Below are 21842 nucleotides of genomic sequence, written 5' to 3'. Positions count from 1 at the left end.
AAGCCAGTCATTATGTGACTGGCTTTTGAGGTTATTGACAAAGTGCCAGTGGCGGAGAGAACAGGTAGATCGTAAAGACGCCGTCAATCCGTCCCTGGAGGCTCGAGCCGCGCCCTCCCTGGCGCGGACGCTTTACTCCTCCACCTGCCCTCACCGTTTTAGATCGAGTCATCAAGGTTTGTCATCAGTCTGAGCCAGTCATTATGTGACTGGCTTTTTTGCAGATTGATATTAAGAGCGATACTTCTCGATCAGTGCCAAGGCAATGGCTTCTGTTTCTACATCCGGTATACCGCTGAAATCCTGCGCTCTGAAATGCATTTGGAATGCCGTGATAACCTGACGGGTTTCATCATCCAATGTGCCGCTCTGTGGGATTTTGTAACCATAGCGGGCCAGTGCCTGTTGAATAATGGCGACTGATGCTATGTCGTATATTTCTCGCCCATTAATATACTTGGTGACTGTCGCGTCATCTGGCCAGGCACCAATGCCTTGTTCTGCCAGCCGCTTCCAGGGGAATAGGGGGCCAGGGTCAGACTTTCTGAGGGGAGCAATATCACTGTGGGCGACAACATCCGTTGGATCAATATGATAACGTTCGACAATATCTTTGGTCAGGCGCTCAATCAATTTAATCTGTGATTCATTGTAAGGGTACCAGGTACGGCCCAACATCTTCTCAGTGAAGCCCTTATTGACGATTTCGATACCTATCGAGCTATCATTGAGATTATTGCGCCCTTGCCAATCACTGACACCTGCATGCCAGGCTCTTTGTTCCTCCGGAACCAGTTGCAGAACAACAGGTTTCCCCCCGACGGTATCAGGATGTGTCTTCACCAAATAATGCGCGCTGACATTTCCCTGCGTCAGTAATCTCAATGACTCTGCATCATCTGTGGCGGTATAGTGAAGTACTAAAAAGCGCACCCGATCATTTTGTGCTACAGAGGGATTATTGGTATCTATCTTATATTCACCACGGTCGATCAATTTGTGCGGCTTATTACTTTGTGTGCTACTACAACCCGCCAACAGTAGTAACAACCCTACACTTACTACTGCTCTTATGCTTAATAGCGTCCTCATCATCTCTCTCCCTAATATGATTAAGCATGGTCATAGTGACCCAAGAGAATTAAATAAACAGTAAACGGTATATTTAAACAATAGTTAGTAAGCAAAAAAAAGGCTCCTGATCAGAGGAGCCGTTCGCTATGCAAGAAAGAAATAAATAGTTATAATTAACAGCTGATTAAAAATATCCAATAATTATACAGTATTTACCCTGCTTATCGATTTACTCAGAAAGGGTATTCGCGATAACCCATCTGTTCTGAAATATTGCGTGCGGCACGATGCAGTGATTTAACGATCTCACTCTTGTTCTCTTCAGAGAAACGCAACGTTGGGTATGAAATACTTAACCCCGCAATAACAACGCCAAAACGGTCAAAAACAGGAACAGCGATACAACGCAGACCCTCTTCTTGTTCTTCGATATCTTCACCAAAGCCCTGCTCACGCACCTGATCTAACACCGGCAGCAGTGCAGCCGCGCTATCCAGCGTATATTTAGTACTGCGGGTGAATTCGATATGCGATAAGATCTCTTCTACTTCACCACGGTCACGCCACGCCAAAAGCACTTTACCAATGGCGGTACTGTGCAGTGGGTTACGGCGACCAATGCGGGAGTGCATCCGCAGGTTGTACATAGAATCAATTTTATGAATATAAACAATGCTGTCTTCATCCAATGCGCCCAAGTGAATGGTTTCGCGCGTTTCATTGGATAACTCACGCATTTGTATATCAGCGCTACGAATCAAATCAACATTTTGTAGCGCTTTAGCCCCCAACTCAAACAACTTCAGTGTGAGGGAGTACTTCTCTGATTCGCCTTCCTGTGCCACATACCCCAGGGACTTCATGGTCTGAAGGAAGCGGTAAACTGTGCTCTTAGGCATCATTACACGCTGAGAAAGTTCGGTAATACCAATTTCCCGCTCCTCACCCAAGGCTTGTAAGATGCCGAAAACCTTCAGAACCGACGAAACAGAGTCGGGCTGTTTATCTAGATCTGCAATAGCCATTTTTTGGTTACCCTACTCAGTTTTCTGTGTTTCATAAAACAATATGTTTTAAAAAAAATAGAACAGTGGTTTTATTATAAAGGGAAGTCACGAGACTGTGCAATAAACCAATGTGAATAATCGGATAAAAGCATTGCAGACAGCAAATTAGCCTCCTTCCATGAAAGAGGCTAGCGCATAATTCAGCTATTGCCAGACGGATTCAGGCAAAGTGACCAAATATAAGGCCGGTTTGCCGTGCACATCGGAGGTAAACAGAATTTGTTTATCATCAGGGGTAAAGGAGGGGTGTGGATGTGTGACCTGGCGATCGCCCTCAAACACCTTCCATGAGGTGTCATGGCGAGCAACACGATGTTGAGTGCCATTTTTCAGATTGAAAACATACAAGAAAGGATCGTTTTCAATCTTATACCCGCTGTCATCTTGCACATCAACTGGCGCATCAGAGCCATCACCGACCAGCAATGAGCCGTCATAGTTACTCATCAAATGAGAGCACGCTGGCATCTTAGTCAATTGGCGGTTTTCCAGCGTCTCTGGGTCTGCGCTGTAGATAAAGCGGTCGGGACTGCTTTTCAGGTAAGAGACATACACCAAAGCGGAACCATCTGGCACCCAGAATTCGTGAGTACAGCTTTCGCCTTCCGCGTGAGTTTTCACTTTCCGCATGTTGCTGCCATCTTCATTGATTAGCCACATGCGGGCGTCAACCAGGTCGTGCGGCCCTTCGTGGCAAAACGCCACGGTGTTATCATCATAAGGACGATAAATTGGATGGCCTAACCACTGATTTTCCTGAAGAATCACGGCAGATTCGCCCGTTTGCAAATCAACACGCATCAAGCGACAGCAAGGTTTAGTGAAATAGAATTCGTGGAATTTCTTCCAGTCGGTCAGTGGCTGCCAGTCTTCCCGCTTAATTTCAATGCCCACTAATTTCGTGCAATCAGAGTTAGCCACCCAAGTGCCGTAGCCCACCCACTCTTCCGGCACCTGATAGACCACACTCTCTTCCAGAGTATCAAGAGAGACGCGCATCAGGTTGCGCCCCTCTTTAACATAAAAGAGCGCATCATCTTCTGGCGACAGGAAACCACCAAAGGTATTGTCGCCACGCCCTTCTGTCAGCTGGGTTGCCACCTGCGTGTTTAGATCCAGCAAGTAGTAGTTCCACGGACCATCAAAAGCGCCGCCGAACAACAACTTACTGCCATCACGGGTGAAACATTTTTGATAGAAATAGTTACGGTGGCAAGTGACATCAGGTGGAGTCAGACGTGTTACTTGTGCACCGGTAGAGGCGTCCTGATAAGTATGAAATGTCAGGGGGATCTGTTTACCTTTGGCCATCCGGAAAGTCCTTAAATCGTCAGAGAATTAAAATTTTGCCCGCAGGCTAACCTGTTCGGCTAATACTATCTCACATTATAGAAACGATGTTTCATTTTTCCGTGATCGCAGTTCTGTTTTTACTGATTGCCACAAATTACTGGTGTTATCAGGCTGTTAATTTGCCACACTCCCTGAGATATCGCATTGATATTTACAATTAGCGCCACTTACAGAGATGCATTCATCAGCAATACTCGTTAGCATGTGAATACTTCACATCTGACTATTTTATAGATAAATACCTATGACCCAACCTGTCGCCGATGGCTTACCCGTTCCTCAGCGCTATGCCGCAATATTGGTTATCGCCCTGGGTATTACCATCGCGGTACTGGATGGCACTATCGCTAACGTGGCATTGCCGACTATCGCCCGAGATCTCAGCGCCAGCCCGGCAACATCTATCTGGGTAGTCAATGCTTACCAGTTAGCCATCACGATTTCACTACTGTCGATGGCCTCTCTGGGCGACATCATTGGTTATCGTCGGGTATATCAGGCCGGCTTATTGGTCTTCAGTGTCACTTCGCTATTTTGCGCGCTGTCAGACTCGCTATTAACCCTGACATTTGCCCGTGTGCTGCAAGGGTTCGGTGCCGCTGCATTGATGAGTGTCAATACGGCGTTGATCCGCATCATTTATCCCCGCGCACAGCTGGGCCGGGGCATCGGTATCAACTCGGTGATTGTTGCGGTCTCGGCGGCAGCTGGCCCGACTATCGCCTCCGCCGTATTAGCCGTCGCCTCCTGGCAGTGGCTGTTTGCCATTAACGTCCCCATTGGGTTGCTGGCATGGGGACTGGGGATGAAATACTTGCCCGCTAATAGTACCAAGAGCAATGGCAACCGCTTCGATTTCACCAGTTCTATGATGAACGCCCTGACATTTGGTTTGCTGATTATTGCTATCAGCGGCTTTGCTCAAGGGCAAAGCCCGGCAGTGATTGCCGCTGAAATTGTCGCGCTGCTGATCATTGGCTTCTTTTTTGTTCGCCGCCAACTCAATCAACCCTTCCCTCTGCTGCCGGTTGATTTGCTGCGTATTCCTATTTTTGCGCTGTCGATCGGCACCTCAATTTGCTCTTTTGCCGCCCAAATGTTGGCAATGGTGGCACTGCCCTTCTTCCTGCAAAGTGTATTGGGGCGCGATGAGGTAGCAACTGGCTTGCTGCTCACCCCCTGGCCACTGGCAACGGTAGTGGTAGCCCCTATCGCCGGACGATTGGTTGAACGGTATCATGCCGGATTGCTCGGGGGGATTGGTTTGGCGGTGTTCGCCAGCGGGCTATTCCTGCTAGCGCTTCTGCCCGCTAACCCCACCGACCTGGACATCATTTGGCGGATGGTACTGTGCGGTGCCGGATTTGGGCTGTTCCAGTCACCGAATAACCACACCATTATCTCCGCTGCGCCACAACATCGCAGTGGAGGTGCCAGTGGTATGCTAGGCACAGCCCGCTTACTGGGACAAACCTCCGGAGCTGCATTGGTCGCATTGATGTTTAATCTCTTTTCAACCAATGGCACTCATGCTTCGTTGATTCTGGCGGGCTGCTTTGCCACTCTCGCCGCAATAGTCAGCTTGTCTCGCGTGAGTCAGAAACGTAATTAATCAGAAACATAGTTAGCCTGATAAGCGGGGTCAGACTGCTGACAAACCCCGATGGCGCAATCTGGAACGGAGGGATGGGTAGAAGAGTAAAGCGTCCGCGCTAGGGATGGCGCGGCTCGAGCCTCCAGGGAAGGATTTACGGCGTCTTTACGATCTACCTATTCCCTCCGCAACCGGTACTTTGTCAATAACCTCACCCCGCCGGATAAGCGGGGTTTTTATGATCATGCTAAGTTGCTGGCAGTTACTTCAGATACTGGCCAGAACGCAACGCCTCAATACGTTTATCCAGCGGCGGATGGGACATAAACAGCTCGCTGAAAGTTTTGGACTTCCCGTTAATGCAGAAGGCCATCAGGTTGCCCGCTTCCTGTGGTTCATAGCTGGTTTTCAGCCGTTGCAGTGCGGCAATCATCTTCTCACGCCCCACTAATCTCGCGGAACCGGCATCTGCGTGGAATTCACGATGACGTGAGAACCACATGGTAATAATGCTCGCCAGAATACCAAACACCAACTCCAACACCATGGAAACAGCAAAGTAGACCATCGGGTTACCGGCGCTGCTCCCTTCATTGTCACGATCGCCAGATAAGAAGCCGGCGGCAACTTGCGCAATCAGACGTGAAATGAAGATCACGAATGTATTCACAATCCCTTGAATCAAGGTCATGGTGACCATATCACCATTCGCCACATGGCTAATTTCATGGGCAATAACCGCTTCAGCCTCATCACGGCTCATGTTCTGCAATAGCCCGGTACTGACGGCCACCAGCGATGCATCACGACGTGCGCCGGTGGCAAAGGCGTTAATATCCGGTGCCTGATAAATAGCGACTTGCGGCATGGCAATGCCCGCCTGCTGAGACTGCCGACGCACGGTATCCAACAACCAGCGTTCAGTTTCATTACGCGGCTGTTCAATCACTTCACCGCCCACTGAACGCAAAGCCATCCATTTGGACATCAGCAACGAAACAAATGCGCCGCCGAAACCAAATAGGCCGGCCATGATCATCAGCCCCTGCACACTGCTGGACTGAATACCTGTCAAGCTTAGCACCAGCCCGAACACCAACATGACGGCCAGGTTGGTGAGAAGGAACAGAGCGATACGCATCATAAAAATTTATTTCCTTATTATGTTGAATCGATAATCGTATTAAATCGACACTGTGTTGAGTCACATCGGTATTAAATCAAATTGCCATAAACCTGAATCATGACTCAGTTAAATAACCACTGAGATACGCTGATCGTATGGGCATCTGATAAATTTTCAAGGCTTGTTAAGTTCTAAGAGAGTAAATCAACATAACTTTACAAAATTGGATACTTTTCATTACATATTCAGTTAGTTTTTCGACAAATGATTAGGTGGTTGACGAAAAAAAAAGTAAAAAAAATCCGGGCTCGACAGAACCCGGACTCTTGATCACCGTTGCAAACTTACTTTGCCGCGGTCGCAGCCGGTGCAACCGGTTGAGGTTGAAGCTGTGGTTGCGCTTTCTCGCTATGGGCAAGATCCAAGGCGATATGAACAGTTTCATCCAGATAAGGGTCTGGCTCCTGATACTCTTTTGGCAAATCCTCCAATGACTTCAGTGGTTTTTTACCTTCACGTTTAAGACGCTCATTTAAGCGATCTAAACGTCTTGCATCATCATCATGGTTCTCTTTTTCACGCTGAGCGTAGTTGAGAGAGACAATATTACGCTTATCTTTCAACGCCTTATAACGTTCAATATCTTGCTGAATATGCTGGAATTCGGGATCAGCCGCGATACGTGTTGCGTGGCTTTTTAGCAATTCAGGCTCCAGTGGCTTCAAATCACCCGTTTTGGTATAGCTGGCAGCATTAATGCTGTCCCAAGGCAGGGCATTATCTTCAAAGCTCTCACCGGTTTCTGCCGGATCAACCCCCGTTGGCATCACGATATCCGGGGTCACCCCTTTACGCTGAGTACTGCCACCATCTACCCGATAGAACTTCTGGATAGTGTATTGCAGTGATCCCAATGCCGGCCATTCAGGACGCAACATCTGATCGTAAATACGATTCAGCGAACGATACTGCTGAACAGTACCTTTACCGAAGGTTGGCTCACCGACAATTAAAGCACGTCCATAGTCCTGCATGGCCGCCGCAAAGATCTCGGAAGCCGATGCACTGTAGCGGTCAACCAACACCACCAGCGGGCCTTTATAGTAGACAACGCCGTCAGTATCACTGTCTTCGCGCACTTTGCCGTTGTTATCCCGCACCTGAACTACCGGGCCACTGGGAATAAACAGACCGGATAGTGACACAGCTTCGGTTAGCGCCCCGCCACCGTTACTGCGCAAATCAATGATAATACTACTGACATTCTCTTTTTCCAGCTTCTGCAATTGCACCTTAACGTCTTCGGTCAGGCCAACATAGAAACCCGGAATATCCAATACGCCGACACGCTCTTTGCCGATGGTTTTCACCGACATTTTCACCGCACGATCTTCCAGACGAATTCGCTCACGGGTCAAGGTCACAGTACGTGGCTTGGTGCCTTTACCGGCGGGTAAAATCTCTAACCGCACTTTACTGCCCTTCGGCCCTTTGATTAGCGCGACCACATCATCAAGACGCCAGCCAATCACATCCACCATCGGTTTACCCGCCTGGCCGACACCAATCACCCGGTCACCGACAGCAATTGTTTTGCTTTTCGCCGCTGGGCCACCTGGAACCATGGAGTTGATTAATGTGTAATCATCATCCATTTGCAGGACAGCACCAATCCCCTCTAGCGACAAGCTCATTTCGGTATTGAACTGTTCGGTATTGCGGGGTGACAGATAGTTGGTATGGGGGTCAATTTCGTGAGCAAACGCATTCATAATCAACTGGAAAACGTCTTCGCTATTACTTTGCGTCAAACGCTTAATCGCCGCCTGATAGCGCTTGGTCAGCGTCTCTTTGATCTCTTTATCCGTTTTACCGGTTAACTTCAAATTCAGCTGGTCATATTTGACTTTGGCGTCCCAGAGCTTATTCAGCTCAGCTTCGCTGGTCGGCCAGGGTGCTTTGCCGCGATCAATATCAATAGTGTCATTACCGGTAAAGACCATGGGTCGATCCAGCACTGACAATGCATATTGATAGCGCTCAAAGCGGCGTTTTTGCGCCAAATTGAATAGCGCAAAAGGCGTGTCTAATTGACCAGACTTTAACTCATCGTCCAGCGAATGTTTTTTATCCGCGAACTGTGCCACATCTGATGCCAACAACAGGTTATGGCTGTAATCCAGCATGTTGAGGTAGCGATCAAATATTTTGGCTGAAAACTGATCGTCCAATGCAAACTGACGATAGTGAGAGCGAGTGAAGCGCGATGTTACGCGCTCACTCACGGTTGCATGCTCTGGTTCCTGGCGCAGTTGAGGAAGTTGGTCAATGCGATAGGTCGTATCGGCTGCGTAACTCGCCCCCGCCAGTAACAAGCCTGCGATTGCTGTTAGTCTGACAAATTTGTTCATGCCTAGGTTGGCCTCCGTATCAGAACTGCAAGTGTTCTGCGCGCACAATCATCGCCAGACCGGAAGATAGCTGCACCCGTACGCCATCTTTAGCGATTTCTAATACGGTTGCTTCCATCGCGCTCTTACCTGCTCTGACTTTGATTTCTTGACCAATTTGCAGTTTAGAGATATCTGTGACCGGCACAGGGCGTGGCTGGTTCTCCTCGGCCTGTGGACGAGGTGGCCGAGCCTGTGGTGGGCGAGGTGACTGACGAGGCTTGCGGTTCTCCACAGCAGCACCCGCTTCACGACGCGGCGCAGGTTTTTTACCTGCCGGACGTGGGCGACGTGGCTCTGGGGTTTCACCCGCAGCAATGGCAGCTTCGCGCTTTTTAGCTTGTTGTTCAGCACGTTGTGCCTGAACACGGGCTTTCGCCTCTTCCAGCTGTTTGCGGGCATGTTCGACATGTTGCTCTTCCAGCACACCACAAGGGTTGCCATCCAGATCAACACGTTCAGCACCGACTTTGACCCCATAAAGATAACGCCAGCTTGAGGTGTAGAGACGCAGCGCAGAACGCAATTGCGTTTTGCTTAAATTCTCTTCCCCCTGAACACGTTCGACCAGATCTTGAAAAATACCGATCTTCAGTGGACGTGCTTCGCCTTCGGCGGTGAAGCAAAGCGGGAACCGCTCAGCCAAAAAGGCTATGACTTCTTTACTACTGTTCAACTTAGGTTGATTTTCCATGAAATTTCCTGATTACAACGGGTTTGCCAACCAGCGCAGGCATGAACAGGCGTCATTATAATGACGCCATCAGCAATTGCCACGTTATACGTGTATCAACTTGCAGTCTGTGTGACATATTTCGCACTATCACAAAGCTCAAGATGCTCGCAAAGCCGCGCCACAACTGAGGTTAAGCCCAATTCGTCGTCTTCATCAAAGCGATCATAAACAATGCTGTCGATATCCAAAACGCCGATAACTTCACCCTTAACGGTGATTGGCAGCACAATTTCAGCATTACTTGCTGCATCACAAGCAATATGACCCGGGAATGCATGCACATCTGCGACCCGCTGAACGCGGTTTTCTGTCACGGCAGTGCCGCACACGCCCTTCCCGACAGGAATACGCACACAGGCTATCTTCCCCTGAAAAGGCCCAAGCACTAATTGTTTGCCATCAATCAAGTAAAATCCAGCCCAATTCAAACCATCCAGGCGCTCATAAAGTAAAGCGCTGACGTTAGCCAGGGTAGCAATAAAGTGGTTTTCACCTGCAATCAGGGAACTCATGTCACGTTTTAATTCCGCGTAGAATTCTACTTTTTTCATTTAATAACCGTTAGGAACCCAAGAATAGCCAGCGGCAATTATTATGCTTGGCTTATATAAAATAATCATTAAATGCCCTTTGCCACAAGGTTATTCAGCTGTAACAAAGCAAATGAGTTATCAACATTGATGATTTGGCCCTTTTTGCTCCTTGTTTTGCCCTCTTGCTCTGCTAACATCCGCGCTATTCTTTATAAGCCGGTGTCGGTGTCAGGGTTTTATATATGAAGGTACATGCCATTCAACGGCCACTCTCCACCGCACGGGCTCAGCGCTGCTGTCAGTGTGATGCTCTGTTTACCTTGCCACCACTCAATGGCAGGCAAACCGCCTATTGCCCACGTTGCAGTGCCAAAATTGCCAGTGGCCGCGATTGGTCACTGACCCGTCTGACCGCCATGGCGGTCGCCATGCTATTGCTAATGCCTTTTGCCTTCACCGAACCCCTGATCACCATTCGCCTGCTCGGCACCCGGATTGACGCCAGCTTGCTGGAGGGTATCTGGCAGATGAGTCGTCAGGGCCACCCGATCACCGCCAGCATGGTGGCTTTTTGTATTCTCGGTGCGCCTATTACCCTTACGGTGTCGATTCTTTATCTGCGTATCGGCAGCCGGATTGGCATGAACCTGCGCCCAATATTACTGATGTTGGAGCGGTTAAAAGAGTGGGTGATGCTGGATATCTACTTAATTGGTATGGCGGTGGCCTGTATTAAGGTCAAAGAGTACGCTGACATCATGCCTGGTGGCGGCTTGATAGCCTATCTGGCCCTGACATTACTCAGTATTCTAACGCTGGTACATCTAAATCTGGAACAATTATGGGAGCGGTTTTATCCGCAGCAACAGCCCCCCGGCCCGCGGGAAACACTACGTGTCTGCTTGTCGTGCCACTACACCGGTCATCCTGATGAGCGTGGGCGCTGCCCCCGTTGCCATACGCCGTTGCGCCACCGTCGCCGTCACAGCATCCAAAAAACCTGGGCGGCGCTCATCGCCTCGATAGTATTGTTGTTGCCTGCTAACCTACTCCCTATATCAATCGTTTATGCCAACGGCACGCGCATGGAGGATACTATCTTTTCCGGCGTGGTTTCTCTGGCCTCATCGGGTAACATGCCGATTGCCGCCGTGGTGTTTATCGCCAGTGTGCTGGTGCCCTTTACCAAAATCATTGTCCTGATAACATTGTTGCTAAGTATTCATTTCAAGACAGAGCACAGCTTGAAAACCCGGATGCGGTTACTGCGGCTGATTACCTGGATTGGTCGCTGGTCAATGCTGGATCTCTTTGTTATTGCGTTAATGATGTCGCTGATTAATCGTGATCAGCTCCTCTCCTTCACTATGGGGCCAGCAGCTTTCTATTTTGGGACTGCGGTCATTTTGACTATTCTTGCTGTCGAATGGCTAGATAGCCGATTGATTTGGGATGCACATGCAACAGGAAACGCCGAGTACACCGACTGAGGCACAAATTAAGCATAAGCGCCGGATTTCGCCGTTCTGGTTGCTACCTTTTATTGCCCTGCTGATTGCCGGTTGGCTGGTCTATAACAACTGGCAAGAGCGCGGCACAGAAGTCACCATCGATTTCCAGTCTGCCGCCGGGATTGTGGCGGGGCGCACCCCGATTCGCTATCAAGGGGTAGAGGTTGGGATGGTGCAATCCATCAGTCTCGATGATGACTTGCGCAATATTAAAGTGACCGCCAGTATCAAAAACGATATGGAAGACTCACTGCGGGAGGGCACGCAGTTCTGGCTGGTGACACCGAAAGCCTCTTTGGCCGGGGTTTCTGGCTTGGATGCCCTGGTGGGTGGGAACTATATCGGCATGATGCCGGGCGAGGGTAAACCGCAGAGCCACTTTACCGCACTGGATACCCAACCCAAGTTTCGCCTGAATACTGGCGAGTTAATGATCCACCTTCATGCCCCTGATTTGGGCTCACTCAATAATGGTTCGCTGGTCTACTACCGTAAAATTCCGGTGGGTAAAGTGTACGATTACAACATCGCGCCTGATAATAACGGCGTGGTTATTGATGTGCTGATTGATCGCCGCTTCGCCAAACTGGTCAAAAATGATACCCGATTCTGGAATGTCTCTGGTTTTAAAGGTGATTTCAGTCTGAGCGGTGCATCAGTACAGATGGAGAGTCTGGCAGCACTGGTGAATGGCGCCATTGCCTTTGACTCGCCACAAAACAGCCCAAATGCTAAACCGGATCAACCGTTCCAGCTTTACCCTGATTTGGCGCATAGCCAACGCGGCGTGGCAATCACCCTTGATTTGCCCAATGGCAATAGCTTAAGTGCGGGGCGAACGCCGCTGATCTATCAGGGTTTACAAGTGGGTACACTGACCAAGATGACCCTCCAGCCGGACAGCAAAGTGACCGGTGAGCTGACCATCGATCCCTCCGTGGTGGATTTGATGCGCACGGGTAGCCGCATTGAGATGAATAGCCCACGAATTAGTCTTAGTGATACTAAATTGAGTGAGCTTTTGACCGGCAATACTCTGGAGCTGATCCCCGGTGAAGGCGAGCCACAAAAACACTTTACCGTGTTGCCCAGCAGCAAAACTCTATTACAGCAGCCCAATGTGCTGGAGCTACAATTAACTGCACCGCAAAGTTACGGCATTGATGTCGGCCAGCCGATTTCGCTGCATGGCATTAAAATTGGTCAAATTTTAACCCGTGAGTTATCAGCCACAGGAGTGAGTTTCACGGCGGCAATTGAAGCGAAATACCGCGATTTGGTGCACAAAGACAGTAAATTTGTGGTTAACAGTCGCCTTAATGTGCAGCTCGGCATTGATGGCATTAACATCCAAGGTGCCAGTGCACAGGAGTGGATTGATGGCGGCATTCTGATATTACCAGGCGGTAAAGGCGATCCACTGAATAAGTATCCGCTCTATAGCAGTGTCGCCAAGGCCACCGAGGGTATTTTAGGTAATAGCCCCGCCACCACGCTGACCTTGACCGCCACCAGCTTGCCGGATGTGCAAACCGGTTCAGTGGTGCTGTATCGCAAGTTTCAGGTGGGGGAAATTACCGATATCAGGCCGAAAACCAATGAGTTCGAAGTGGATGTTTATATTCAGCCAGAGTATCGCAAGCTACTCACCGATAAGAGTATCTTCTGGGCTGAAGGGGGCGCGAAAGTGCAGTTGAACGGCAGTGGTTTAACCGTGCAGGCCTCCCCCCTCAACCGCGCCTTAAAAGGGGCTATCAGCTTCGATAATCTGGAGGGGGTCACGCTAGATAAAGGCGCTAAACGCACCCTTTATAGCAACGAAACCGCCGCACGGGCCGTCGGCAGCCAGATTACATTACGCACTTTTGATGCCAGTAAACTGGCGGCGGGTATGCCAATTCGCTATCTGGGCATCAATATTGGTCAGGTTGAATCGCTCAAGCTTATCCCCGATCGCAATGAAGTCCTGGCTAAGGCGGTGCTCTACCCGGAATATGTGCAGAACTTTGCCCGAGGGGGGAGCCGCTTCGCCATTGTCTCGCCGGAGATCTCTGCCGCCGGGGTCAATAATCTCGATACTCTGTTCCAGCCTTACATTAATGTGGAGCCGGGTAAAGGCGATACGCTGCGGACTTTTGAGCTGCAAACTGCCACCATTACCGACTCTCGCTACCTTGATGGCCTCAGCATTATTCTCGATACCGCAGAAGCGGGCTCTTTACAGGTAGGGACACCGGTGCTGTTCCGTGGGCTGGAAGTGGGCACCGTCACCGGGTTTAATTTGGGGGCAATGTCTGATCGCGTGCAAGTATCGCTGCGCATCAGCCAGAAGTTCCAGCAGTTGGTGCGGCAAAACAGTGTCTTCTGGCTGGCATCCGGTTATAACCTTGAATTCGGTCTGACTGGCGGGGTGGTGAAAAGCGGGACCTTCCAGCAATTTATTCGCGGCGGTATTGCTTTCGCTACCCCACCGACCACACCACTGGCACCGAAAGCCAGTGTTAATCAGCACTTCCTGCTCAACCCGGCAGAGCCGAAAGATTGGCGTAATTGGGGGACTGCCATCCCGCGCTTTTAAGGATCAATCAGGGCGGTTTGGTGTGAACTGCCCTGATAGTCAATGCCGCACACCTCTTGCACGCATTGACGTAACCAACGATGGGCCGGATCAGCATCCATCCGTGGATGCCATAACATTGATATCGTGATGCTGGGTGAGGTTATCGGCAGCGGGAAACTGAACATCCCACGGCGTAAATTCAGGCTATGACGTTCGGGAACCGTCGCCACCAGGTCAGAATCTTTCGCCAATGCCAGTGCCGTGGATATACCATCAACCGAGACCAGCAGCTCTCTTTCAAACCCCAACAGCTGCAACGCATTATCAATCGCCCCTTTATGGCCCTGACGCCGTGAGATCATAATGTGCCCCTGCGCCACATAGCGAGCGGTGGTTACCGCCCCGTCGCTCAAAACGTGACCGGCCCGCACAACGCCAATAAAACGGTCGCTAAATAGTGCCCGTGTGCGCAATTCAGGGCTGGCCTCCATGCTCACCACGCCAGTTTCCAAATCCACGATGCCATCGCGCAGTAATGCGCTCTCTTTATTCAATTTTTGCATAAAGCGCAGTTGCACATGGGGTGCTTCTTGATGTATCCGTGCCAGCAGTGCCGCCCCGAAGTTTTCGACAAACCCATCACTGGTACGCAGTGTAAAAACGCGTGCTAACTGAGTGAGATCCAGCCTCTGTGCCGGGCGCAGAACCGAGGTCGCATCCTGCACCAATTGGTTAACCTGCTCACGCAATTCGAGCGCTCTGGGGGTGGGTACTAATGCCCGTCCGGCTCTGACCAACAAGGGATCGCCCGTCGTCTTACGCAATCGCGCCAGCGCCCTGCTCATCGCCGAAGGACTCAGCCCTAATCGTTGAGCTGCGCGCACCACACTCCCTTCTGCAAGCAGCACATTCAGTGTGATTAATAAATTCAGATCCGGTTTTGTCATCTACTCACTCTAGCACAACCAGCATGACATGGCGTCAAACGCATCAATAAGCTGCATCGTGTGCGTCTTCCGCCATGTTATGTGATGACATAGGCTTTGGATCTGCTCTTTCAGGGGTTAACTTATAAATGAAAAATGATACTAACAGCTTTGATATATCCGTTGCCGATAGCAAAAGAGTCCGAAACGTCATTATCAGCCTGTCGCTGCCAATGCTGCTCTCATCATTGGCTACCAGCATTGCCAATGTCGGATTACCCACCTTAACGCGGGCTTTCAACGCCTCGTTTCAAGAAGCGCAATGGGTGGTGTTGGCCTATTTGCTGGCCATTACCACATCAGCTATCACCATTGGTCGCATCGGCGATATCATCGATAAGCGCCTGCTGCTGAAAGCCGGGATTGGACTATTCACCCTCGCCTCGCTAGGTTGCGCACTGGCTCCCAGCATTTCGCTGTTAATTGCCGCCCGCGTATTACAGGGATTGGGGGCCGCCACCATGATGACACTCACCCTGGCCCTGGTTGGCGAAACCATCAGTAAGGGGAAAACCGGGCGCGCCATGGGGATGCTTGGCACCCTATCGGCCATCGGGACGGCTCTTGGGCCATCACTCGGCGGCGTGTTAATCGCCGGCTTCGGCTGGCCCGCCATGTTCCTGATAACAATCCCTTTTGGGCTATTAGCCTGGCTGCTGGTATCCCTCTATTTGCCGCGGCCGGTAGCCTCTTTACCAAAAGACCCAAAACCCCAATCCGGTTTTGATCCCCTCGGCATGTTGCTACTGGGCCTGACATTAGCTCTCTACGCCCTCTCCATGACCCTGGGCCACGGCACATTCACGGTTCTCAATTTTGCGCTATTAGTGGGGGCGGCAGTGGGTGTCGGATTATTTGGCTGGGCCGAAAGCAGAGCTGCCTATCCATTAATTCAGATCGCGATGTTACGTCATCCCGTGCTACGTAGCGGGCTTATCACCAGTGCGTTAGTCACCACCATCATGATGGCGACCCTGGTAGTGGGGCCATTCTATCTTTCACAAGCCTTAAATCTACCCGCTGAATGGGTCGGCTTAGCTATGTCCGGCGGCCCAGTGGTTGCGGCATTGTGTGGCGTGCCAGCGGGCTATCTGGTGGACCGATTTGGGGCGAAAGGCATGGTCATTGTCGGGCTATCGGCGCTCACCCTTGGGGCTATCGCCTTGATGATGATACCGACTACGGCGGGTGTGGGGGGCTACGTCGCACCGGTCTGCCTGATGACGGCAGGCTATGCCATTTTCCAGGCGGCGAATAATACAGTGATGATTAGCACCGCCGGAGCGGATCAGCGGGGCGTGGTTTCCGGGATGTTGAACCTGGCCCGCAACCTTGGCTTGATGACTGGCGCATCAGTCATGGGGGCGATTTTCGCCTTTGCCAGCGCATCCCGTGATATTCAGTGGGCTACTGCCGCCGCTATCAGCAATGGTATGCAACTCACTTACGCCGTCGCTGCCCTATTAGGGGCAACAGGGTTATGGGTCGCTGTAAAAAATTCAAAAAACAGATCTAATCAATAAGTATTAGTGACATAAGAAAAACTTTCAAATCAATTGCCCTACTGAATGGATTCAAATTAAGAATTTACGAAAAAACATCAGTTAATCTTAAATATAGGGAAAAATAAATTCACTGCGCGCTACCCGTCAAAAACATAATAAATGATAAAAATAAGATGGATGCGCGATTTTTTGATTAAATTTAGACACTTTCTGAATCTTGCTGCTATTAATTAAATGTCTAGAATTTTTAATGATTAGTACGCATATATCAGTTGCGCCACGTTATTGGCCCAACGCCCTTCTAGAATGCCTGGCTGCAAATTAGATGATTAAGGAAGCAACAATGAAGAAACCCTTACTTATTATAGGTGTGATGCTCTTATTCCAGTCAGTTCCGTCAATGGTCAGTGCGGGGACAGTCACAGGGACCTTGGGTATAAAATTAGAAATCATTCAGGGCTGTTATATCAATGACGGGACCAGCGCGGGAGGACTGAGTAACTTAGGCATCATAGACTTCAGCACTGTGCCAACGCTAAATACTCGCCTGACCAGAGCCTATAGCAGTACCACTTCGGGTGTACTGAATTTATATTGCAGTGCGGGTACGGCCTACAGTATCGGGATTGATAATGGCGCACATGCCTTGAGTACACAGCGCCGATTGGCCGGTGGGACATCGGAATTTGTCAGCTACAATTTGTATAAGGATAACGGTTATTCCGCAGCATGGGGGAGCACAGGCAGTGCTGCATTGAGTGGCACCGCAACCTCCATCAGTACCGCCATTCCACTCACTATTTACACTGAGATCCCTGCTCAAGCGACCCCTAGTGTCAGCGTCTATACCGACACCGCCAACGTGACTGTCACTTGGTAGTGATGATGGCAATGGGCACACAGCCGGATAATTCGCTGATCAATAACGATAAAGCCGCACTGTTATGGCTGATTATCTGTTTGGCATTACTGCGAACTTATCCGGCTTACGCCAAAACCGCCAATATCACGGTGAGCGCCACCCTACTACCCACCTGTATTGTCGGCACCGTCGCAGGCGACCCCACCAACGTGGGGGGGACGCTGAATTTTGGCTCGGCCAGCGTATTGAACAGCCAAATCGCCGTGGCTGGGCAGGTCGGCAGTGGTGCCATCTCGATTCAATGCAGCAAAAGCACCCGCTTCACCGTGTTACTCAGTGCCGGACAAAGCGGCAACGTCAACAGCCGTTATCTGACCGGAGGGCCTGCCAGCCAGCATGTGAATTACAACCTGTATACCGACGCTGCCCATAGCCAAATTTGGAATAACACGGTGGGGGTTTCGCAAGTGGCCACCGGGCAAGCGGTCACCCTCATTGTCTATGGGCTGATCCCCATACAGAGCACACCCGCGGTCGGCATTTACACCGATACCATCCAAGTCACCGTCAATTGGTAGGGAGGAAGAGATATGGCACACCAATGCTTCAACCCTACTCTGATGAAATTCCTGGCACTCACCCTATTTAGCCTATCAATGGCAAGCAGCTATGGCGACGTTTTGACTAAAAACTTCTCGGTAAAAGCCACGATATTACCGGGCTGCATTCTGGGGAGCGGAAATGCCGATAGTAGCAGTTTTGGCACCCTAAATTTTGGCAATATCTCTTCGCTATCTGCCCCGGTGAATGTGGCCTCCAGCCAGAATGCCGGTTCGATAATCATTCAGTGCAGCGGCACTCCCAGCATCACCCTGGCACTCGACAACGGTGTCAATACCACTGGCACTATCTCAACCGGCCGGCGGCTGCTAAATAGCCTCACCGGCGAATACCTTTTTTATCAGATATTTCAGGATAGCGCCCACAGCATCATCTGGGGCAATGGCAGCAACGGCGGTGTGACAAAAGTGGTTAGCGTAAACAGCAACAGCTCACCTTTCGAAATCATTTTATATGCGCAATTGTTTGCCAGCAGCACACTACCCACGGCGGGAACCTATAGCGATACCCTTTTAGTCACCGCCACTTATTAGTTTGTTATTTCTAACTTTTTATGACTGGCACGATGCCGACAAGGAGTTCACCATGACCCAATTAACACGGCTCTCATCAATGGTCGTACTTGCCACTGCTTTAGCCAGCAACCCGCTTTATGCCGCCTCTTCAGTGCTAATCTGGCCGGTTGATCCGGTGATCGCCAGCAGTGAAAAAGCCACGGCGTTATGGCTGGAGAACAAAGATAGCCAACCCGTTTATTTACAGATCCGCGTCTTAAGCTGGCAGCAAAAGGCGGGCAAGGACGATTACCACAGCCAATCAGCCATTATCGCCAGCCCGCCAGTGGCGACGATTTTACCCGGAAAGCGCCAACTGATCCGCCTGATTAAAAACACCCAAGTTCCGGCGGGTCAAGAGCAAGCCTTCCGCGTACTGGTGGATGAGATCCCCCGCAAAGATCCCAATGAGGATGCCCCCAGCCCGTCGCTGAATATGGGGCTGAAATTTCAAATGCGCTACTCCATCCCACTGTTTATCTATGGCGACGGCTTGAAACCTGAAGATACCAACAACCCAGCGACATTTTTCCCGCTCAATCTCAGCCACGCATTCGTCAAAGACCAAGGTGAACAGTGGTTAGCGATCCGCAATCAGGGGCAAACTCATGCTCGAATTTCGCAAGTCAGCATACAGAATAAAAGCATCAATAATGGGTTAATGGGCTATGTGCTGCCGGGCAATGAGATGCGTTTTCCCGCACCGGGGGCCGCCACTGCGGGCCAGTTAACCGCATTGGTGAATAGCAATACCAAACCTATCGTTATTCCACATCAATAGGCTGCCCTGAGCAGAGGGCTTCTATTGATTTATGCACCACTAATGCATTGAAAAATAGGAATAACTGTATATACCTTAGGGTTTGGGATGACTATCAGATTTAGGCTATCGCCATTTTTGACATTGATGTATGGCTCAATGATATTCCCCGCACTAATACCGCCAACGGTAAGGGGGGATGATTTGCCGCCGCCGCCATCTGCCGCAGTGATGCCTGACACCACGTTATATCTTGAGCTAGTGGTGAATGGCCGCAACTTCGGTGAAGCCGTGCCTGTCGTGTATCGCGACGGGCGCTACTATCTGACGCCTGAACAATTGAAAGCCGTGGGCTTCCCCCTTAGCGAATCAAACACCGCTGAAGTGGCTATTGATGGCATGGATAAAGTGAAGGTCAAATATCAGGGTGATAAGCAGCAGCTACTGATTGATATTCCCAGCGGATGGCTACCTCAGCAGCAGGTAAAGGCTAAACTGACCGATGACTATAATTTGGCGAGAAGTAGCCTCGGCTTGCTATTTAACTACGATCTCTACGCCAGTCAGGGAAGCAGCCAGGGTCAAGCCAGCACTCTCTCGGCCTGGACGGAGCAACGCCTATTTAATCAGTTTGGCGTGCTCAGTAATACCGGGGTTTACCGCTCGACGTTGACGGATACCGATGACATCACCGTCGATAAAGGCTATGTCCGCTACGACACCCAGTGGCGCTTTAATGATGAGAGCCATTTGCTCAGCTACACCGCCGGAGATTTGATCACCGGCGCCCTCGCCTGGAGCAGCGCGGTGCGCGTTGGCGGGCTGCAACTATCGCGTAATTTTGCTATCCGCCCCGATCTGGTGACTTACCCACTGCCGCAGTTCGCCGGTCAGGCGGCCATTCCCAGCACCGTCGACCTCTATATAGATAACTTTAGAACGCAATCTGCCACCGTTAACCCCGGCCCTTTTGTTATCGATAACGGGCCAAGAATCAATGGTGCGGGCCAGGCCACTATTGTCACCACCGATGCCTTGGGGCGACAAATCAGCACCTCAATCCCATTCTATGTCGCCAGCGAGCTGTTAAAACCCGGCTTATGGGATTTCAGTATTTCAAGTGGCATGTTGCGGCAAAATTACGGCATTCGTTCGAATGATTATGCTGATCCGGTCGCCAGCGGCGTAGTCCGTTATGGTGCCACCACATGGATGACGCTGGAGGGCAGAACAGATATCGCTAAACAGCTAAATGTCGCGGGCGGCGGCATCGGCTTGCGGGTCGGGAATTACGGTGTACTCAACGGCTCCTACAGCATCAGTCAGGCGGGTAATAATGTGTTTGGTAGCGGCATCGCGCAGACTGAATTTGATACTGATAATGCGCAATCCACCACGACAAACAGTTACGGTGGACAGGGTAATCAGCAGTCAGTCGGCTACAGCTATAGCAATTCAACTTTCAGTTTGAATGCCCAGCGCATTATACGCAGCGCCAATTATGGTGACCTGGCAAATTATAAAAGTGAATACCGGCTCAGTCGCCGTACTGATCAAATCACCGGCAGCCTTGGGCTGGGGGCCTATGGCTCGATCGGCACTGGCTATTTTGATGTCCGTGACGCCTTAGGGGAGCGAACACGGTTAGTTAACCTGAGCTATAGCACCACTCTATTCGGCAATACCAGTTTCTATCTCTCGGTAAACCGTGAACTGGGCAGCCAGGGCTATAACGCACAGATGGTCTTTAGCCTGCCACTCGGCGAATGGGGGGCCGGTAGCATCAGTAGTGTCCGTGATACCAATAACAGTTGGAGCCAAAGGGTCAACTACAGCCGCGCTACTCCCACAGACGGCGGATTAGGCTGGAATATGGCCTATGCCAATGGTTCGGGTGCCAACAGCAGCTATCAACAAGCGGATTTGATCTGGCGAACTCGTGTGATGGAGAGTCGAATTGGGGTTTATGGCGGTGAAGGTGATTATCGTACCTGGGGCGAGGCCAGCGGCTCGCTGGTCATGATGAACCATGGCATCTATGCCAGTAATACTATTAATGACGCGTTCGCCCTGGTATCAACCCATGGTTTTGGACAAATTCCGGTTAGCTATGAAAACCAGCGCATCGGGATCACCAACGACAAAGGCTATTTATTAATTCCGAATGTCACCTCTTATTATCAGGCCAAATTCCAGATTGACCCAATGAGCCTGCCCGCAGATGTCTCTATGCCGGAAGTTGAACGTCGTTTGGCGATTAGCGAACGTAGCGGCTATTTAATCGATTTCCCCATGCAACAAATCACTGCCGCAACGCTACATATTACCGATGCGTCTGGTGCAGATTTGCCGAAAGGCAGCCCGGTATATACCACCAATGCCAAACCCGTCAGTTATGTCGGCTGGGAGGGAATTACCTATATCGAGCAGGTCAATCCACAAAACAGATTGAAAATAACTCGCGCTGACAACGGGGCTAATTGCTACGTGCAATTCGCCTTGAAAGCCAGCCCGGGAATAGAGGATATCGGCACAGTGATATGCAAATAA

17 protein-coding genes and 1 pseudogene are annotated in these 21842 nt (G+C 50.5%); 9 read left to right on the top strand and 9 right to left on the bottom strand.

The window, feature by feature from the left end; translation table 11 throughout:
- Positions 1-15: 15 nt before the first annotated feature.
- The 4 genes and pseudogenes from AACW11_RS20795 to ogl all read right to left on the bottom strand — a co-directional run.
- Positions 16-87: pseudogene (locus AACW11_RS20795) on the bottom strand (gluconate 5-dehydrogenase); the annotation flags it as partial.
- Between the two features lie 144 nt (positions 88-231).
- On the bottom strand, positions 232-1095 hold the full coding sequence (locus AACW11_RS04155; RefSeq protein WP_249192875.1) for an N-acetylmuramoyl-L-alanine amidase: 864 nt from the start codon (positions 1093-1095) through the stop codon (positions 232-234).
- 212 nt (positions 1096-1307) lie between these two features.
- Positions 1308-2099: a DNA-binding transcriptional regulator KdgR gene (gene kdgR, locus AACW11_RS04150; RefSeq protein ID WP_004875953.1), complete on the bottom strand. Its 792-nt coding sequence runs from the start codon at positions 2097-2099 to the stop codon at positions 1308-1310.
- Between the two features lie 186 nt (positions 2100-2285).
- Entirely contained in the window at positions 2286-3452 is a 1167-nt protein-coding gene (gene ogl, locus AACW11_RS04145) for an oligogalacturonate lyase (protein WP_212586079.1), read from the bottom strand.
- Between the two features lie 286 nt (positions 3453-3738).
- On the opposite strand from ogl, the gene AACW11_RS04140 reads away from it, so the two are divergent.
- Positions 3739-5106: an MFS transporter gene (locus AACW11_RS04140; RefSeq protein WP_212586078.1), complete on the top strand. Its 1368-nt coding sequence runs from the start codon at positions 3739-3741 to the stop codon at positions 5104-5106.
- Positions 5107-5350: 244 nt separating this feature from the next.
- On the opposite strand, the gene htpX is transcribed toward AACW11_RS04140, so the two are convergent.
- The 4 genes from htpX to AACW11_RS04120 all read right to left on the bottom strand — a co-directional run bounded on the left by htpX (position 5351) and on the right by AACW11_RS04120 (position 9951).
- Positions 5351-6232, bottom strand: coding sequence for a protease HtpX (gene htpX / locus AACW11_RS04135; protein ID WP_212586077.1), 882 nt, complete (start codon positions 6230-6232; stop codon positions 5351-5353).
- Positions 6233-6558: 326 nt separating this feature from the next.
- Positions 6559-8625, bottom strand: coding sequence for a carboxy terminal-processing peptidase (prc, locus tag AACW11_RS04130; RefSeq protein WP_212586076.1), 2067 nt, complete (start codon positions 8623-8625; stop codon positions 6559-6561).
- A 19-nt stretch (positions 8626-8644) separates the two neighbouring features.
- The gene (gene proQ, locus AACW11_RS04125) at positions 8645-9358 is read right to left on the bottom strand and encodes an RNA chaperone ProQ (RefSeq protein ID WP_212586075.1); all 714 of its coding nucleotides are present in this window, start codon (positions 9356-9358) and stop codon (positions 8645-8647) included.
- 95 nt (positions 9359-9453) lie between these two features.
- The gene (locus AACW11_RS04120; protein WP_212586074.1) at positions 9454-9951 is read right to left on the bottom strand and encodes a GAF domain-containing protein; all 498 of its coding nucleotides are present in this window, start codon (positions 9949-9951) and stop codon (positions 9454-9456) included.
- Between the two features lie 224 nt (positions 9952-10175).
- On the opposite strand from AACW11_RS04120, the gene yebS reads away from it, so the two are divergent.
- Together yebS and AACW11_RS04110 are read left to right on the top strand one after the other, a co-directional pair.
- Entirely contained in the window at positions 10176-11423 is a 1248-nt protein-coding gene (gene yebS / locus AACW11_RS04115; protein WP_212586073.1) for a membrane integrity lipid transport subunit YebS, read from the top strand.
- On the top strand, positions 11392-14022 hold the full coding sequence (locus AACW11_RS04110; protein WP_212586072.1) for a PqiB family protein: 2631 nt from the start codon (positions 11392-11394) through the stop codon (positions 14020-14022). Before yebS ends, AACW11_RS04110 begins: the two co-directional genes overlap by 32 nt.
- On the opposite strand, the gene AACW11_RS04105 is transcribed toward AACW11_RS04110, so the two are convergent.
- Positions 14019-14951, bottom strand: coding sequence for a LysR family transcriptional regulator (locus tag AACW11_RS04105; RefSeq protein WP_212586071.1), 933 nt, complete (start codon positions 14949-14951; stop codon positions 14019-14021). The genes AACW11_RS04110 and AACW11_RS04105 overlap by 4 nt on opposite strands.
- A gap of 128 nt (positions 14952-15079) precedes the next feature.
- Between AACW11_RS04105 and AACW11_RS04100 the strand changes: the two genes are divergently transcribed.
- The 6 genes from AACW11_RS04100 (at position 15080) to AACW11_RS04075 (ending at position 21842) form a co-directional block, all read left to right on the top strand.
- Positions 15080-16513, top strand: coding sequence for an MFS transporter (locus AACW11_RS04100; RefSeq protein ID WP_212586070.1), 1434 nt, complete (start codon positions 15080-15082; stop codon positions 16511-16513).
- A gap of 307 nt (positions 16514-16820) precedes the next feature.
- Entirely contained in the window at positions 16821-17375 is a 555-nt protein-coding gene (locus tag AACW11_RS04095) for a Csu type fimbrial protein (protein ID WP_445285799.1), read from the top strand.
- 5 nt (positions 17376-17380) lie between these two features.
- Complete coding sequence (locus AACW11_RS04090; RefSeq protein ID WP_212586068.1) at positions 17381-17935, top strand: Csu type fimbrial protein; 555 nt, start codon at positions 17381-17383, stop codon at positions 17933-17935.
- Between the two features lie 12 nt (positions 17936-17947).
- Complete coding sequence (locus AACW11_RS04085) at positions 17948-18511, top strand: Csu type fimbrial protein (RefSeq protein WP_212586067.1); 564 nt, start codon at positions 17948-17950, stop codon at positions 18509-18511.
- A 52-nt stretch (positions 18512-18563) separates the two neighbouring features.
- Positions 18564-19313 carry a fimbrial biogenesis chaperone gene (locus AACW11_RS04080; protein ID WP_212586066.1) on the top strand — a complete coding sequence of 250 codons (750 nt, stop codon included), beginning with the start codon at positions 18564-18566 and terminating at the stop codon, positions 19311-19313.
- Between the two features lie 87 nt (positions 19314-19400).
- Complete coding sequence (locus AACW11_RS04075) at positions 19401-21842, top strand: fimbria/pilus outer membrane usher protein (RefSeq protein WP_212586065.1); 2442 nt, start codon at positions 19401-19403, stop codon at positions 21840-21842.

Source organism: Yersinia sp. Marseille-Q3913 (assembly GCF_963892745.1).
Classification (GTDB): domain Bacteria; phylum Pseudomonadota; class Gammaproteobacteria; order Enterobacterales; family Enterobacteriaceae; genus Yersinia; species Yersinia bercovieri.
This window is presented reverse-complemented; position numbering and strand designations above follow the sequence as displayed.